The following is a 16,460-nucleotide window of genomic DNA, read 5'->3' as shown; positions in this document are numbered from 1 at the left end:
TTACTATGGATCAGGAGAAAGGCAGACCAAAAACAATCGGTCATAGGTTAGATCGAAAGCTAGAAAAAGTTCGTAAGAATTACCGAACGGTTCAACAAGATAGCGCAAAACAACTTACGAAGTTACAATCTCAGACCAACTCTAAACGTCAGTTGGTAAAGAAGAGTCGAAGCCAATTTCGAGCTTCTAAGAACAAGCTCAAGAAAATACAAAAAGAGTATAAGAGAATCCAAAAAGAGTACAAGAATATCCAGAAACAAGGAAGAAATCTTGGAAAAGAAGGAAAGGCACTTCGTCCAGAGGAAATTAAAAAGCAGGTCTTCCTTAAGCAGGAATTAGATAGAAACAATAAAAAGCAGTTCTTCCTTAAGCAGGAATTAGATAGGAACAATAAAAAGCAGTTCTTCTTTAAGCAGGAATTAGATAGGAACAATAAAAAGCAGGTCTTCTTTAAGCAGGAATTAGATAGAAACAATAAAAAACAGACATTCCTTAAGCAGGAATTAGATAAGGCGAAACTGGAGAAAAAAACTTCTAAAAGAACTTTTAAAGTCGCTCAAGAGGCTAATGGTGGTTCACGCAAGAAGAAGTTGCTCCGTGCTACTAAACAGGCTTTAGAACGTTCTGCGAGTCAACAAGCTAGTTCTGCAGCGCATCAGGATGATACACTATCAGATATAGCACGAGCCAAATATCGGTATCAGGATATTCAGATTCAAGGGAAACGAATCAAAACGATTGGGAAATATAGTGGTAAACTTGGTCAAGGAATGGTTAAATCGAGCTATAGCCTTGGAAATAGAGTCTACAATAAGGCTAAGGGTAGGGGCTTCACTCGAACTCCAAGAGAATTTTCTTGGGAAGGAAAACTCTCTCGTCGTATTCAGGATTATAAGAAACGCTTGGCTGCTTCTAAAACAGGGAAAGCGGCTAAGAAAGCGAGGAAGTTTTACCGTGTAGGTTCTAAACCGCTTAAAGTTATTATCAAAAATCCATTTAGCTTAAAGGCTTATCTGATTGCTTTTGGTCTGCTTTTGTTTCTGGCTATACTTGGTATAGGTAGTTCAGGAATTACCCGTCAAGATGAATTTGATTTGAATGATACCTGGTTGTATCTTTCAAAATTGGATCGTGAAAAATCGAATGACAAGGTAGATTATTGGACAAAAATTGACGATCCACTTTTGTACTTGAATTATAAATATGATGATATTTCAGATAAGCTTCGTATAGACGGGAATAAATATTTTTCACAACAGAATCGTGGGAAACTTTACTTAGACACCTTATGGAAGAATTTGAATGGGGATAAAGACAATCTTAAAACGATGGAAGAGCTTTATACTAAAAATAATCTCTATAAGCTTGATAAGGACGAGTTAGAGGAGTATAAAGAACTCTTAGAAATTGCTAGAGATAGCGGAAAATATATGTTGCTTCAAGAACTAGATAATCCATTTTATACAGAAGATCAGCCTGAATCAGAAGCTCCCCTTCAGATTATTGAACGTTTTGGATATAAAACGAAAACGGAAGTTTTTAATGGCTCTGTTTTGCAGGCTTCAGGAGGTCAGTCTCTGTTAGCTGTTTTAGATGGGAAAGTTGAAGTTAAGGGGAGTGACATAGAAATTAGTGATCAGGATTCCAAGTTTCTGTATAAGAACGTAGATACGATTCGCTATAAAACAGGCGATCACGTCAAAGCTGGAGATATTATTGGAAAGGTAGCACCTGAAGGAAATCAAACCGTTTATTATCAAAAGCTAGAACCTGATCGATCAAACAAGAAAGATAAAGATGGGAACATCAAGAAGAGCTGGACTTATGTTAATGTCGGTTTTTACTTCCAGCGTGTAGAATATACCCAAGCAACGTCTGTTGTCAGTAATATTGAAACATCTGGAGATAAAGGAAGACGTGCAAGAGCTTTTGCGGATGCAATCAAAAAAAATATACCAGAAGCAACAGATGAAGGAATCGCAGCCGTTTTGGGAGGATTTGATATTGAGAGTTCCATCACCTTTAAACGCTATGAAACAGACTTTCTAACCAATAATCAGTTTGATAAAGTTGCTAAAGAACCAACTGCAGAAAATCTAGTTGGTAATTGGGGAGCCTTTCAAGCTATGTACCCTACCTTGCCTCTAAATGAAAGAGGTTATCTAGTCAACGGTTTGCACTATATCGGGATTGGGATTGGTCAATTTACTGGCCCTCGTGCTCTTGCGTTGTGGAATTTTGCAAAATCTGTGAATGGAGATATTTGGTCTGCGGAAGTCCAAACAAAATTTCTTCTGGAGGAAGATGATCCAACTAGACGTGCAGCATTCAGAAGAATTGTAACATCTACTGGATCCGTAGAAGCTCTTACGGAGGACTTCTTGAACGCTTGGTTGGGAGTACCAGGTAATAAGCTTCTAGAACGACAAAATGCAGCTCGTCAATGGCTAAATTTCTTAAAAAATAAAGGAGGAGGTTCAACAGGTGTTTCTAGCAAGCAAGTTCCAGCAGAATATAAAGATAAGCTACCTTATGGACTTCCTACGGATAAAGCACTTTTAGAAGGACAAGGCTATTCAGGTAACGCTTATGAATTAGGGAATTGTACCTGGTATGTTTATAATCGCTTTGCTCAAATTGGAGTTGGCATTCATCCCTATCTAGGAAATGCCAATCAGTGGGTTGATAGTGGCCAAGCGCAAGGATATGACATTTCAACGACTCCTAAACCAGGTTCTGCAGCTGTATTCATGAATGGTGTAGCTGGGGCATCGCCAATCTATGGTCACGTTGCTTTTTGTGAGTACGTTAATAGCGATGGTAGTTTCTTGGTTTCAGAAATGAACTTTGGTGGTTTATATGTGTCGAGTTGGCGTACTTTGAAACCACAATCAGGTATCTATTTTGTTACCCCTAAATAAGAAAGGAAAAGAATGTATAATCAAAAGTTAATAAAAATGGTAAAGGGACTCTTTGTGGGATTCATTGCCGTTTTATGTATTATCCTGGGCTATTCTATTGCTCAAGTACAACAGAATTTGAGACAGACTAGTCAAAGACAGGAAGAGGTGAAGCAAGATAAAGAAGAGAAACAGCAGGAACAACTTTCTCTTTCTGAGCAACAGGTTGAAGATTTTTTGATTGCTTACTATACGAAGAAGGATTTAGAAGAGAATCGACCACGCTATAAGCCTTTTATGACAGATTCCATGTATCAGGAAACTATTCAAGAAGAACAGAAACCAGTTAATCAGACCTATAAGGGGTATGTGGTTGACCAAGCTTTTGAATCAGGATCTATATACATTGATAAACAACATAAAATTGCTTTAGCTCAGGTTCAATATACTAGTACCACTCTAACAGAGAAAGATAATAGAGCTTCTAAGGGGCTTACTGGTAGCACTAAGGCTACAATTCGGTTGACCTATGTAGAAAAAGCAGGGAAACTATTGATCAATAAAATAGAGCCTATCGTATTGACTGAAGCGAGAGGGCAAAGTGTAGGAACCTACGCAGATACTAGCAGTTCAAGCTCGACTCCAGTTTCCTCTACATCAACGGCAACACCTACATCTTCTGAACCAACAACCGCAACTAGTAGTAATCAATAAGGAGAACGGAATGAATAAAAAAATAGAACAACTTGAAGGTAAGCTTGAGAAAGTGAGGAAAGATAAGAAAAAAGCGCAACGACAAAAAGAAGAAGCAGATCAAAAAATCAAGAATTACATAAATCAAGAAAAAGATTTGGAAGCACAGCTTTTTGTTGCTCTATCAGAAGAAAGTGGCTTATCCTATCAGGAAATGAAGGAACTAATCCTTCCAGCAATCAAGTAACCAAGGAGTGAACCATGTATAAAATTATCAATCAACTGACTAATCAAGAGGAAACATTTGAGTACCGAGATGACTTGTTATCAAGGCTAGAAATCATCAATGAACGAATGAAGAGTAATAAAATAAATGGAATCTATCGACTTTATTCTCTCAATTCTGAAGGTGAAATCCTACAAGAAGAAAGTCTTGAAATACCTTTTGTTGGCATCATTGATCAGTTGTTGGAAAATTTTGGTATGAGTGCTGGAAAGAAAAAGAAAGGTTTGCTTCATTTTTTAGAAAAACATAAAGAAAAGAACTCTTCACTAGGTACACCAGAACCTCAACCCCAACCAGAACCAGCTCCTGAACTAGAAGATCTAACGGTAAAGAAAGAGGCGAATTTAGCTCGTCAAAGAATTGCTGAGCTAGTTTCTCAGAAACCTCAAGATGAGGTTAGAGAGGAAGTGCCTTTGGAAGATAAAATTACCTATTCTTCTAGTGAATGGACTACGGATTATTTCAGTAGATTAGATGAAAATGAGGAAGAACAAGTAGAACCTTTACAAGATGCAGCTACAGAAGAAGTAGCACCAGTTGTTGCTACATTTAGTCAGCAAGAGAATAAAACGATTCCTGATCAAAAGGCTGAATCTTCCTTCTCTCTTTCTCATGCGACTACAGTAAATGTGCCTTCAGAGGTTATTGATAGCTTTGAGGCTCAGACGGTTACTTATAAGCAATCTATTAAAAATAAAATCAAATCCAACGAAGATTTTATCAATGAAGCCAATGAGGAAATTGATCAGTGCCAAAATAGGATCGATGAGTTGAAACAACAGATTTTTGCGAAAGATTCTCAAGCTACTCAATTGAAAGATCTTTATTTCAAAATTGAAGAGGTGAGCTAAAATGGAACAAGAACAAGTGGTAGCCCAATTAGGACGGGCAACTCTTGTGACAGGAGAAGTAATCTTAAAAGGACTCTTCTTGGTGAGCTCTAAAGCAGTTGAAATTTATCAAGCCAGAGGGGAGAATGTAGTCTTTACTGGTGATACAGACTGGAATAAATTCATGGCAACAGCAGATGCTAAAGAAGTCCAGCAATTACTACATAATGAAGTCAATCTCGAGGCAGTTCGAAAAGAACTGGGCCAATACGGGATTGGCTTTTCTTTTTATACACACCCTGACGGTAAGACAACTCTTGCTTTCAATGCAAAAGATAAAGGAGTTGTCGAACAAGCCTTTAAGGATGTCTTAGAAGGCATCACAAGAGATCCTAAAGGATTCAATGAGCGAAACCTAAAAAATGGGAAAACGACTTCTTTTGAGGAGAAATTGCAACATTTCAAAGCAGTTGAACAAGAGAAAATTAACTCGCTTCAGGTAAACATTCATACGAAGGAGTTTGTTCTTCCAGAAAATATCGAACCACAGATTGGAGGAAAAATGAAGTGATTACAGAAAAGAAGAAACGGAGACTTAGACCGTATTTGTTGTTAGGAATTGGTCTATTCTACCTCTTTCATTGGTTCTTTAAACTATGGCTGTTAGCACCAGAAACCGATTCAGTAACAGATGTATTTGGACTTGGAAAGCTTAATTGGATGAGCGACCATCTAAGCGATAAATCTTGGTTTGATTTTCAATTTACTCCAGTTTCTTTATTAATTGGTATGGGCGGATTTTTGATTGCTTTTTTGCTGTATTTGAGAGTATCGGATACAGGTACGTACAGGTATGGGGAGGAACATGGATCAGCTCGTTTTGCGACAAGAGAAGAGTTGATGAGATTCCGAGACGAAGAACCTGAAAAGAATATGATTTTTACCCAGAACAGTCAGATGGGACTATTTAATAACCGCTTGAGCTTTGAAAATCAGATTAATAAAAATATTCTGGTGTATGGAGGTACAGGGGATTCAAAGACACGTAGTGCTGTAAAACCAAATATATTACAAGCTAACTCTAGTTTTGTAACTACAGATACTAAAGGGATTTTGATTCATGAAACAGGGAAATCACTTGTAGAAAAAGGCTATAAGATGAAGATTTTTGATTTGATTACTTTCCTGAATTCAGATGGCTTCAACGTTTTTAGATATATTCATAATGAAATGGATATAGACCGAGTGGCAGAGGCAATTACAGAGTCTCTCAACAGAAATGGTCATGAAAGTGATCCTTTTTGGCCTGCAGCCAATAAACTCTTGATGCGTTCTCTAATTGGCTATCTTTATTTTGATGGTCAAATCGATCACTATCTACCTAATTTAGGGCAGGTTACAGATATGATTCGAGAATTGAGACGGAATCATCCAGAGGCGGAGAGTCCAGTTGAATTGATGTTTGAAGATCTGGAGAGAAGGAGCCCAGGGAATTATGCCTGCAGGCAGTGGGAGCTATTTAATAAAAACTTTGATGGCCAAACACGGGCTTCTGTTTATGCCATTTTTGCAACAACTTTCTCAGTATTTGATCATGAGCAACTAAGAAAGATTATTGAAAAGGATACGCTGGAGATTGAAAAATGGAATATTGAGAAAACAGCAGTTTTTATTCATATTCCAGAAGTGGATCCAGCTTATCAGTTCTTATCTGCCCTTCTTTTTAGTACTATTTTTGATGTGCTAATAAAAACTGCAGATGCAGTTATATTAGGTGAGTATCCAACAAAGACTAAGGAAGACCTATTACATCTACAGGTGTGGGCAGATGAGTTTGGTCAGATTGGCAAGATTCCTAATCTACCGCCAATTATCTCTGTTATTCGTTCACGAGAGATTTCTATCAAGATGATGGTGCAATCTCAAAGTCAGATTGAAGTATTGTACGGTAAAGAAAATACGAAGACGATTATCAATAACTGTGGTGCTATTCTTTATTTAGGCTCCAATGACTTAGATACGCTTAAGTACCTATCTGAGCGATCAGGTAAGCAAACTTTGAATGATCAGAATTATAGTGAGAGCAGAGGAAGAAATGCTAGCAGTTCTAAGCAGAACTCTAAAATTGGTCGAGAGCTGTTGACACCGCATGAGGTGGCTACGATTGGAACAACAGAAGCCCTACTCTTCCTATCCAAACAAAATGTTTTTCGAGATCAAAAATTTAACCTGGACACGCATCCAAGAGCTTACCTCTTAAGTAATGACCCGAATGATGACAACTGGTATCGATACAAGCGATATCTGAGCGATATTGATGAGTGGAAAGATCAGGTTGGGGAAGAAAATGTTATTCATATTGGGATTAAGGAAGTTGAGGAAGTTCCTCTTAAAGTGAGTTAGGAAAGAAAGGAAATGAAATAGAATGAATACATTACCACAAAAACACTTTAAACGAATGAAGCGTGAAGTTGAGGAGGAGACTGCACGAGGGATTGGTTATTTTGAGGGGATTTTAGAACATATCCCTTCTTACCCCCTATCTGAAGCAGTAAAAGAGTTGGCTTTAGCTGGTTGGATTACAGCTCATACAGATGTCGTTGATGTCCAAAATATGATTGTTACAGAATCTATAAAATGGATGAATTACCAGGACTTCAAAGAAGTTGCTCCCTACTTGTTTTCTTACCCTCGAGAGCAACGAGAGAAAGATTTATTGGTTCAACCAGTGAAAATCTCCAGAGAGTATTTTGAGGAATTACAAGCCAATGCAGAAGAATTATTTCACTTGAAACAAGATTTGCTTCAGGTCAATCATCAATTAGATGCTAGGATTCGGGAATTGGAGATGGATCAGCTACCCAATGGCGATCAGGTCATTGGAGTTGATCCGGAAGCTGAGGAGGTATTGTTACTACGAACTCCAGAAAATGCTCAGGTTGAGGAGTGGGAGGTTAGTAAAGATGGCTTGATTACTGATTATCGTTCCAATCTTTCAGAATATGCTCAAATTGTAGATACTTTGCTTGAAATGGAGAATCCAGAGATCGATACCATTCTTTACGAAGAAGTAATCAACTATTCTAAGAAAACTTGGCCAGATTCAGAACCGATTCAACTTCCAGAAAATATCAAGGAACTATTGAATCAAGAGGGCAAGCTTGACCCCTCATATTATCAAATAGCCCAGTTTGAAACAGTAAAACAAGCCTATATCTATGGAATGATTTCAGCTAGTTTTCAGGAACATTTCCCTCATTATTCAGACTTTGTTAGGAACTATGTAGAAGATAGGGAACAATATGAGTTTTTCAACTATCGTACAGAAGCCGTTTCATTAGCTCAGGAAATTCTAGTACCACGTTTAGGAGATATTAACCAGATTTTAGACACTAATAATCAGGAGTTAATCATTCAAGAGGTCGTTGGTTATTCTCAAGGAGAAAGCTGGGAACTAGCTTATTTACGGGATACAAAGACGGAAGATAGAGAATCCGTTCGATTCTATCTTGAAAGTGAGATTGGAGCTTGGTATAAGGGAAGTTTGACAGAGTTGGCTGTTATCCGCTTTGATGATATTGATTTAGATAAAGGATTTAATGGTCATCAGGAAGCGGTCTATCATATAGATGAGAACTTGTTAGTTCATGATAAGCTAAAACAAGCTCAGCTTCATATTCCTGATTTAAAACGTTTTGTAGAAGCGGAAGAACTTGAGAAAGAACAGACACAAGATATAGTAGCAGAAAAAGAAGAGCCAGAATTTTCATTGTAGGGGGATAACAAATGGTGTTAAGCAAAGAAGAAGCCAAAAGATTATCTATTATTTCTGTTGCAGAGCAACTAGGTATGGAGTTAAAGCGTACGGGTAGCTATAGCTATAACTGGGTAGAACATGATTCCTTTGTAATAGATACAAAGAAAAATGAATTTTACTGGAACTCAAGAACTGAATTTGGAGATGTTATTCAGTTAGTTCAAACCATACGAGGTGTTTCTTACAAGGAGGCGATGAATTTTTTAGAAACTGGAGAATTTAAGGCAGTAGATGTAGAAGCTCAGACGGCCTCAAAAGAGCCTTTTAGTTATCACTTGGAAAGATATGAGCGTCAGGATTTCAGCGCCTCTAGACGCTATTTGAAGGCACAGAGAGGCCTTTCAGATGATACGATTAACTTCTTTATTAGCCAAGGCAGTATAGCGGAAGCAATCCGAAAAAAAGGAGACTATTTTGAGCCTGTGATTGTCTTTAAATATAAAGACAACACAGGCTTTTTAGCTGGAGCGAGTCTTCAGGGAATAGTAGAGAATCGAGAGCACTATCCTGAACGTGGGCGTTTAAAACAAATTATGAGAAATTCAGACGGACAACTAGGTTTTTCAATTGATATTGGGAATCCTAAACGTTTAGTATTTGCGGAAGCTCCAATCGATCTAATGAGCTACTATGAGCTTCATAAAGATAGGCTTCAGGATGTCCGCTTAGTAGCTATGGATGGAGTAAAAGAAGGAATCATTAGTAGACGGTTTATGGAATTGTATGCAGAGATAAATGATAAATCCTATCAAGTTAATCAGAATACTGGGAAAGCTCTAGAAGTAGTCGCTAGAACAACGAACTATTTTAAAGATGGTCAGAATCAAGATATGATTACCTTGGCTGTAGATAATGATATGGCTGGCTATAAATTTATAACTAGTCTGCAGGAAAAGGGGATTCCAGTACAGATTGCGATTCCGCCTATCGTTCAGAGATACCAGGAGAAGGAAGATTGGAATGACTTTCTGAAGGGAGGGAATAACACTCCTAAAGAGTTAGCACATGTTTATACAGTAGATGAAAAGTCTTGGTATTACCAGGGCTTTTTTGAGAAAAAACTAGCTCTTGGAAAAGCGCAAGAGCTAACTACACAGGATGTAAAAGCCTTTGTGTCAGATGTCCAGCTGACAAAGGAGGAAGTCCGTCAAAAATATCAAACAATCATTAATCAAGAAAGAGGGAGAAAAAATAGTATGTCGGAATCGTACGAGAATGGAACTAAGTATGAAGCGCAGGAACAAATTCAGAGTACAGAAAAAACTCCTGAGAGTACTCAGGAGCAAATGAATGATAGGGCCAGTGGTGGAGAGGGCTATTCACAGCCTGATGCTGTGGGCAGTGCCGAACCTGAAGCTGAATCATCAGCAACCTTTGAGCAAACTGTTACCAGTCACCCGACATCACCCTATCGTTACTTACAGTTTAGCACAAATTTTGAAGAAGTGCAACGAAGATATTCAAAATATCATCCAATTACACAAGATGATTTAAAAAAAATGAATCAGTATGCAGGCTCTATTCAGAGGTCTTCTCAATGGTATTTAGAAGAGTTGGCAAATAGTAAAGTCTATTATTTCTACTCAAATAATGGAGAAGTAAATTTGTTAGATGTTAGTTTTAGACAAGAAAACTTTTTACACTTAACAGGAATCAGACCTATTGTGGAAGGGAAAAAAGCTTCAGATTTTGTAGTTGATTTTGCAGAAGGAAGAGGAAACTATAACCAAATAATGGTTAGTAATAGTCTAAAAGAAAAATTACAAGTCATTCCCATGTTGGAGGATATTCTTGATTCTAAATCGTTTGTACTGGATAACTTAGATGAGGTAAGAATAGCACAACGGCTTAATTTTTCAGAAGCTATTAAGAGTAAAGATGAAGACTTCCTACTTCTTTTCAAAGATATAGGAGAAGAACGTGTCCCTGCATCTCTTATGAAAATTAAGAAAGATTTAAAAGTTGATGTGGAGAAAACCGATGGAAAAGTTATTCTTGGTATCTTCCGTGAACGTAATGGCCACATTGAACAGCTATCAATCAATGAGGACTATATTAAAGATGGGGGCAAAGAATTGCAATCCATTATGGAAAATGGCTTGTTTGAGGCAATTCACCCAAATGAGATTGAAAAAAATAACTACAATGTCCGCCTTCAATGGGCAGAAAAGCATAAAGATGGGCCAATTTTACCTTTTAGCGAAACCGAGCTGGTTGATTATCAGTCTTTTGCAACAGAGCTATATAAGCAGAATAATATCTATTACGACAAACATCATGCGAGTGTAAGTGATCGAATGAACCAGGTAGAAGGTGCTTCCTATACACCTATTACAAAGGTTCAATTTGCTTTATACAGTCCTGACGGTGAACTGATTCAGGATAGCATCCGTTACAATATTGGTGAGGAGATTAATCCAATCGCTCATAAAGAAAGACTTGGTACACGAGAAATGAGAGAGCATCCAGAGCTGATGAAGATAGATGGGACATTATTTAATCAGTATCATCTGGAGAGATTAGCGAGTGAACTAGATATTTCTCAGTTCAGTTACGCTTTGGAAGATACTCCTTATGCCGATCAACTTTTATCCCAAGTACCTTATGGAGTGTTAGAAAACAGCCCGATTGGTTTTTCGGATAGTAGTCATGATAGTCGTCTTGGTTTTATCTCTTTTGATGGAAGTGATAGCGTTGAAGTTGAAAATTTATCTGCTTGGTTTGAGAAGTTGGGAGTTAGAGATTCGCCTCAAGAACAAGTAGCTCTTGTAGAAAAATGGCAAAAAGAAGTGAATGATTTATCAGAAAAAGTTGAACAAACTATTGCCAATGTTCGAGAAGAATTTGAAAAATTACAAGTCAAAGATTCGCAAGAGACACTAGATAATCGATACGAAAAAATTTATCAGTATAACCGAAAAGATGAGAGGGATCGTGATTTGGATGGTGATGGTATTTCCAATTCTGATGAGATGTTGCAGGGAACAGATCCATACAACGGTGCTTCTAACCATCATAAAAAACAGGAAGATAGAGAAAGAAGGACAGATGTTGAAGCTGAAACTGGAGCTATTATAACCGATGCAATTGCTACTAAAAGTTCAGAACAAACCATTTCCCAGTTAGTCGCAAATAAAGATACAAAAGCTTTAGCTGAACACTTGAAAGAGGGAATGAAGAACTATTTAGATTCAGAACAGTTTAAATCATTCTTGGATACGATGAGTAAGTTTCACAACTACTCACTCAACAATATTCATTTGCTGAAGATGCAAAATCCTAATGTTTCTCAAGTTGCTAGTTTCAATAAATGGAAAACGGATTTTGATAGAACAGTTAAAAAGGGTTCAAAAGCTCTGAAGATTTGGGTTCCTTACCAAGTGAAAACAAGCATCCCTGTTCATCAAAAAGAGTTAGATTTTACTCCAGCTGAAAATGAAATGGAACAGAAGGAAATCATCGTTACTCGATTCAAGTTAGGAAATGTCTTTGACGTATCTCAAACAGAAGGAAAAGAATTGCCAAAAGCAATTCATGAATTGACTGGAGACGTTAAAGATTATGAAGATTTGTACCGAGCAGCCAAAGCTGTTTCAATGGATAATCAGGTTCCTATCAGTTTTGAAGAAATTAAAAGAGAGAGCACAAATGGTTATTACTCCCCAGATGAAAATCGAATTGTCATTTCAAAAGGATTGAAGGGTCAAGAACAGATTCTAAAAACCATTTTTCATGAAATGGCTCACTCAGATTTACACAGAGGAACTAGTGCACAATATGGGGACGAACAATATCGTAAGCAAGAATTACAAGCTGAAAGTGTCGCTTATGTCGTAGCTAATCATTTTGGTTTTGATACGAGTAGTTATAGTTTTGGATATTTGGCTATTTGGGCAAAAGATAAAAATGGTTTTGAAGATATGGTTGAACAACTGCAGGTTGTTCAGAAGGAAGCAAAAAGTTTGATTGATAGGATGGATGCTAAGTTAGAATTAGTGAAACATAAAACTGTGACGAAAGATAAGTTTGCTGATAAACTCCAACAAGCAAAAGAAAAATCTGAGCAGTTAGGGAATCAAAAGGCGGAGGCTGTAAAGCAGGTGGAAGAAAAAAAGTCCCTGAGCAGCCCTCAATAATGGAGGCATTAGTCCGTAGGAAGAAAAACAAAAAAGGAGAAACGGAAGATGATTGAACATCTAAAACAAGAAACTTTTGATCTTTTAATGGAGATATTTTTTGAGGATGAGGCTACAGATTCGCCAAAAGTGAATGAAGTTAACCAGCACATTTCACGTAAGGAATGTCTCTACATTCTTCGTAGAGATATGCGAATTAAAACAAACTATGAGCTAGAAGAAGTAGAAATGTATCCCATTGCACTTAAAGAAATTGAAGGGATGAGTGATGAACGATTTGAACAACTAAAAGACGAAATTCTTAAAATGGAGATGGTTGATACAATGGAGCTTCTACTGGAAGACTAAAAAGTTTAGTCAAACTTTTCCCTCGTTATAGAACAACATTCCTGCTTGCAGGGATTAGGGGATTGGGGATTTCCCCAAAGATTTAAAAAGTCAAGAATAGTCAGGGATTACACCCTGACTAACTTTGACCTTTTTAAAAACAGCATTTGGGTACCCAAGTGCTAATCTTGCCAGAAGAAAAGGGCTCTAAGCCCCTTAAGCAAAATTGCCAGAATAGAGGTGAAGATTTTTTGAAAAATAGAGAAAAACGAAAACGAATGATTCAGAAAAAAATTCGTTTAACGGAAGAAGAGGCACGGTTCATTTCAACAAAGATTGCAGAATCTGGAATGACAAATTTTAATGCCTTTGCCCGAATTATGTTGATTATGGGTGAGGTCAAAATCTTAAATTTTGAAGAATTGAGAGAACTACGTAAGGAAATAAATCGGATAGGGGTCAATATAAATCAGGTCGCAAAAAAGGTAAACGAAGATGAGCAGGCTAGTCTAAATGAATTGAGTCAGATTCTTGAACTGCAGAAACATTTGAAAGATACAGTCAGCCAATTTATCCAAAAACAGGAAAATCAAACAAAGGATCAAGAGCGATGGTTGTAACAAAGGTTCTTCAGATTAAGGGTGTAGCTTCTTTAGGACGGTCTACAAAATATATTGAGGATGAAGCAAAGACGGTCGAGCTGACTGATACAAAAAGTTTAAATAATGCTTTACGCTATATTGAGAATCCATCTAAAACAAGTTTTTTAGAACAAGATGAACAGCTGGAATTTCCAGCAGTGGTCAAAGATGGCCGAGTAGTCAAGCAACTTGTATCTACTTATGGAATTACAGATGCTAGCACAGCGACAGAAGAATTTCTTTTGACCAAAAAGAATGCGGCTCAACGAGCAGGAACAAAAGAGCTATCGGATATTCAAAATCCGAATCGAGTGTTGGCTCATCATATCATCCAATCATTTTCTCCTGAAGATGATTTGACTCCACAAGAAATTCATGAGATTGGTCGAAAAACGATTTTAGAATTAACTGGTGGACAACATGAATTTGTCATAGCGACTCACATGGATAAGGGACACATTCATAATCACATTATTTTCAATTCAACTAACTCTGTTACCTTAAACAAATTTCGTTGGCAGAAAAATACTGCTAGAAGTCTATTTAATATTTCAAACAAGTATGCGGATTTAGCTGGAGCTAAAATTCTTAAAGAGCGATTATGGACTAATCGAAAAACCTATCATGCCTATCGACAAAAAAACTCTTTTCGCTATGAGATTAAATCTCGTTTAGATTTCCTTTTAAAACATTCAAGCTCCTTAGAAGATTTTAAATCTAAGGCCAAAGCTTTAGATCTTGTTGTTGATACTTCAGGGAAGGAAATAAAATATCGTCTGACCGATCGAGATCAAACCAGAAATGTTAGGGATCGCACTTTGTCAAAAAAAGGAAATTATTCTTTAGAGAAAATTTCTGAGAGAGTGGTTGCTAACGAGGTGACCTTATCTGTTGATGAAATAAAATCTGAATATGAAAAGATGGTGGCAGAACGAGAAGATGATTTTGAAATGAGAATCACAGTTGAAGAATGGCAGGTGATGGAAGAAACAAAAAATGGAATCTATCTTGAAATGGAATTTGGGATTAGAAATAAGGGAACCATTCTTATTCCAGCTCATCAGATTGAAAAAGCAGAAGATGGCTCTTATGAAATTTTTATCAGAAAGAATGACTTCTACTATTTTGTTAATCCTGAACACGCTGATAAGAATCGTTACATGAAGGGAGAAACAGTCGCTTCCCAGTTGTCGTATGATAATGGAGAAATGATTATCCGAAAAAATCCTAAAATCTCAACTTTGGATCAGCTTGTTCGTGAATATAATTATCTATCTGCTCATGGAGTGACAGAAGGACAACAATTTGATGAATTGTTAAATCGTTTTGAAGAGGAGCTAGAAGAAGTAGATAGCTTACTTGCTAAACTTGATCAACGATTGGGGGATCTTAATAAAATTCAGTCTGCATTTCTTGCATTGGAGTCAAGTAATCCTCAGGAATCAACGTTAGCTATTTCCATTCTGAAAGATCTGAGAGTAGATCCTAGCACTCGAAAATCTGAAATCGATAAACTTGTTAAGGAGGTGACTTTTGAGCGCCAAGCTTTATATCAACGAGTAGAAACAATTACAAAAGATTATAAGTTACATCAAGACATTGAGAAAAATGTGGAACAGCGAAAGGAAAGAGAAACTTTTTTGTGAAATAATTATAAATATAAACATACACATATTGACAAATATAATTATAATGGTATAATAGAAGTATAGAAAAAGAGAAGGAGAAATAGAATGAAGATTATCACATTTGCTGCTATTAAAGGCGGTGTTGGAAAAACAACTTTGACATTTAATTATGGAGAATGGTTGGCTAGAAAAGGGCATAAGGTTCTCTTTATAGATTTAGACCATCAGTGTAATTTGACTCAATGCTACAATATTTACGAAAGTCAGAATACAATTGCGAATGCTTTCAAAGGAGGCGATGTGGATATTAAGCACATCAAGGAAAATGTTAGTCTCATTCCAGGTTCGGTTCAGTTGGATACAGTGGAGCGAGATTTAGAGAACAGCGATAAGAAAAATATGTTACTTTATCTTTGGTTAGAAGATAACTACGAAAAGAAGAAGTTGGGTCAGTTTGACTATATCTTGATTGATTGTAGACCAGACTTTGCGACAGCTACAAAAAATGCTGTTGCGGTCAGTCACGCTATTATTAGTCCCTTGACTCCTTCAGAGTTTGGTTATAATGCTAAATTCAATCTATCAACTCGATTAGAAGCTTTCAGGAAGGATGTAATCGATTATCGTACCAGAGAGTCTTACATTACTGCTGAGTTATATTTTCTAGCAAATATGATTCGACCAAACTATGGATCATCAAGAGAATTACTGGAAGCCCTTGGACTTGAAGCCAAAGAAAAGGGAACAGATAACCTTCTAGGGATTGTACCAGCAAAAGAGCTATTCAATCATTCCACGATTGATAAGGTCTCTATTGCAGATATGAAGGAGAATTCTGATCTTTATCAAAAACATAAAAAGTTTTTTATGGAGCTAGAGGAGACTTTTTCAAGAATTTATGATACAATATAATTATATTTGTAAACATAAATACAGTTATAAATATAATTAGAAGGAGATTATGATGGCATTTACACCGAAAGAAAAAGAAATTTCACAGATTATTGAAGCAACTCATCAACCTGAACAGCTTCCAGATATAGATAGTTTTGAAAGTTTTGAACGTAAGAAGCAATTCCAGTTTACTTTGAAGCCAAGTAATCGGAAAAAGTTAGATCAAGTTGCAAAAGCAGCTGGTGCAAAGTCTGCATCAGATTATCTTGATAAATTAATCGAGAAACTATAGTTATGGATATATTTAT

13 protein-coding genes are annotated in these 16,460 nt (G+C 36.9%); all 13 read left to right on the top strand.

Going from position 1 to position 16,460, the window contains the following annotated elements; translation table 11 throughout:
- The first annotated feature begins 5 nt into the window (after positions 1-5).
- The gene (locus tag HT724_RS09235; RefSeq protein WP_173276700.1) at positions 6-2,921 is read left to right on the top strand and encodes a phage tail tip lysozyme; all 2,916 of its coding nucleotides are present in this window, start codon (positions 6-8) and stop codon (positions 2,919-2,921) included.
- 12 nt (positions 2,922-2,933) lie between these two features.
- A complete protein-coding gene (locus HT724_RS09230; protein ID WP_173276699.1) occupies positions 2,934-3,614 on the top strand; it encodes a hypothetical protein in 681 nt (226 codons plus the stop codon).
- A 10-nt stretch (positions 3,615-3,624) separates the two neighbouring features.
- On the top strand, positions 3,625-3,840 hold the full coding sequence (locus tag HT724_RS09225; RefSeq protein ID WP_240156741.1) for a hypothetical protein: 216 nt from the start codon (positions 3,625-3,627) through the stop codon (positions 3,838-3,840).
- 14 nt (positions 3,841-3,854) lie between these two features.
- On the top strand, positions 3,855-4,730 hold the full coding sequence (locus HT724_RS09220; protein WP_050112693.1) for a hypothetical protein: 876 nt from the start codon (positions 3,855-3,857) through the stop codon (positions 4,728-4,730).
- A 1-nt stretch (position 4,731) separates the two neighbouring features.
- Positions 4,732-5,280 carry a DUF3801 domain-containing protein gene (locus tag HT724_RS09215; protein WP_173276698.1) on the top strand — a complete coding sequence of 183 codons (549 nt, stop codon included), beginning with the start codon at positions 4,732-4,734 and terminating at the stop codon, positions 5,278-5,280.
- Entirely contained in the window at positions 5,277-7,112 is a 1,836-nt protein-coding gene (locus HT724_RS09210) for a type IV secretory system conjugative DNA transfer family protein (RefSeq protein ID WP_173276697.1), read from the top strand. Before HT724_RS09215 ends, HT724_RS09210 begins: the two co-directional genes overlap by 4 nt.
- Positions 7,113-7,134: 22 nt before the next feature.
- A complete protein-coding gene (locus HT724_RS09205) occupies positions 7,135-8,484 on the top strand; it encodes a hypothetical protein (protein ID WP_173276696.1) in 1,350 nt (449 codons plus the stop codon).
- 11 nt (positions 8,485-8,495) lie between these two features.
- Positions 8,496-12,662 carry a PBECR4 domain-containing protein gene (locus tag HT724_RS09200; RefSeq protein WP_173276695.1) on the top strand — a complete coding sequence of 1,389 codons (4,167 nt, stop codon included), beginning with the start codon at positions 8,496-8,498 and terminating at the stop codon, positions 12,660-12,662.
- 48 nt (positions 12,663-12,710) lie between these two features.
- Positions 12,711-13,010 (top strand): hypothetical protein, encoded by a 300-nt coding sequence (locus HT724_RS09195; RefSeq protein ID WP_173276694.1) that lies wholly within the window; start codon positions 12,711-12,713, stop codon positions 13,008-13,010.
- 230 nt (positions 13,011-13,240) lie between these two features.
- A complete protein-coding gene (gene mobC, locus HT724_RS09190; RefSeq protein ID WP_166736081.1) occupies positions 13,241-13,609 on the top strand; it encodes a plasmid mobilization relaxosome protein MobC in 369 nt (122 codons plus the stop codon).
- A complete protein-coding gene (locus tag HT724_RS09185) occupies positions 13,600-15,276 on the top strand; it encodes a relaxase/mobilization nuclease domain-containing protein (RefSeq protein ID WP_173276693.1) in 1,677 nt (558 codons plus the stop codon). Before mobC ends, HT724_RS09185 begins: the two co-directional genes overlap by 10 nt.
- A gap of 87 nt (positions 15,277-15,363) precedes the next feature.
- Positions 15,364-16,170: a ParA family protein gene (locus HT724_RS09180; RefSeq protein WP_173276692.1), complete on the top strand. Its 807-nt coding sequence runs from the start codon at positions 15,364-15,366 to the stop codon at positions 16,168-16,170.
- A gap of 52 nt (positions 16,171-16,222) precedes the next feature.
- Positions 16,223-16,444 carry a hypothetical protein gene (locus HT724_RS09175; protein WP_004237679.1) on the top strand — a complete coding sequence of 74 codons (222 nt, stop codon included), beginning with the start codon at positions 16,223-16,225 and terminating at the stop codon, positions 16,442-16,444.
- Positions 16,445-16,460 lie beyond the last annotated feature (16 nt).

The organism is Streptococcus sp. k-402 (genome assembly GCF_013277515.1).
Classification (GTDB): Bacteria; Bacillota; Bacilli; order Lactobacillales; family Streptococcaceae; genus Streptococcus.
This window is presented reverse-complemented; position numbering and strand designations above follow the sequence as displayed.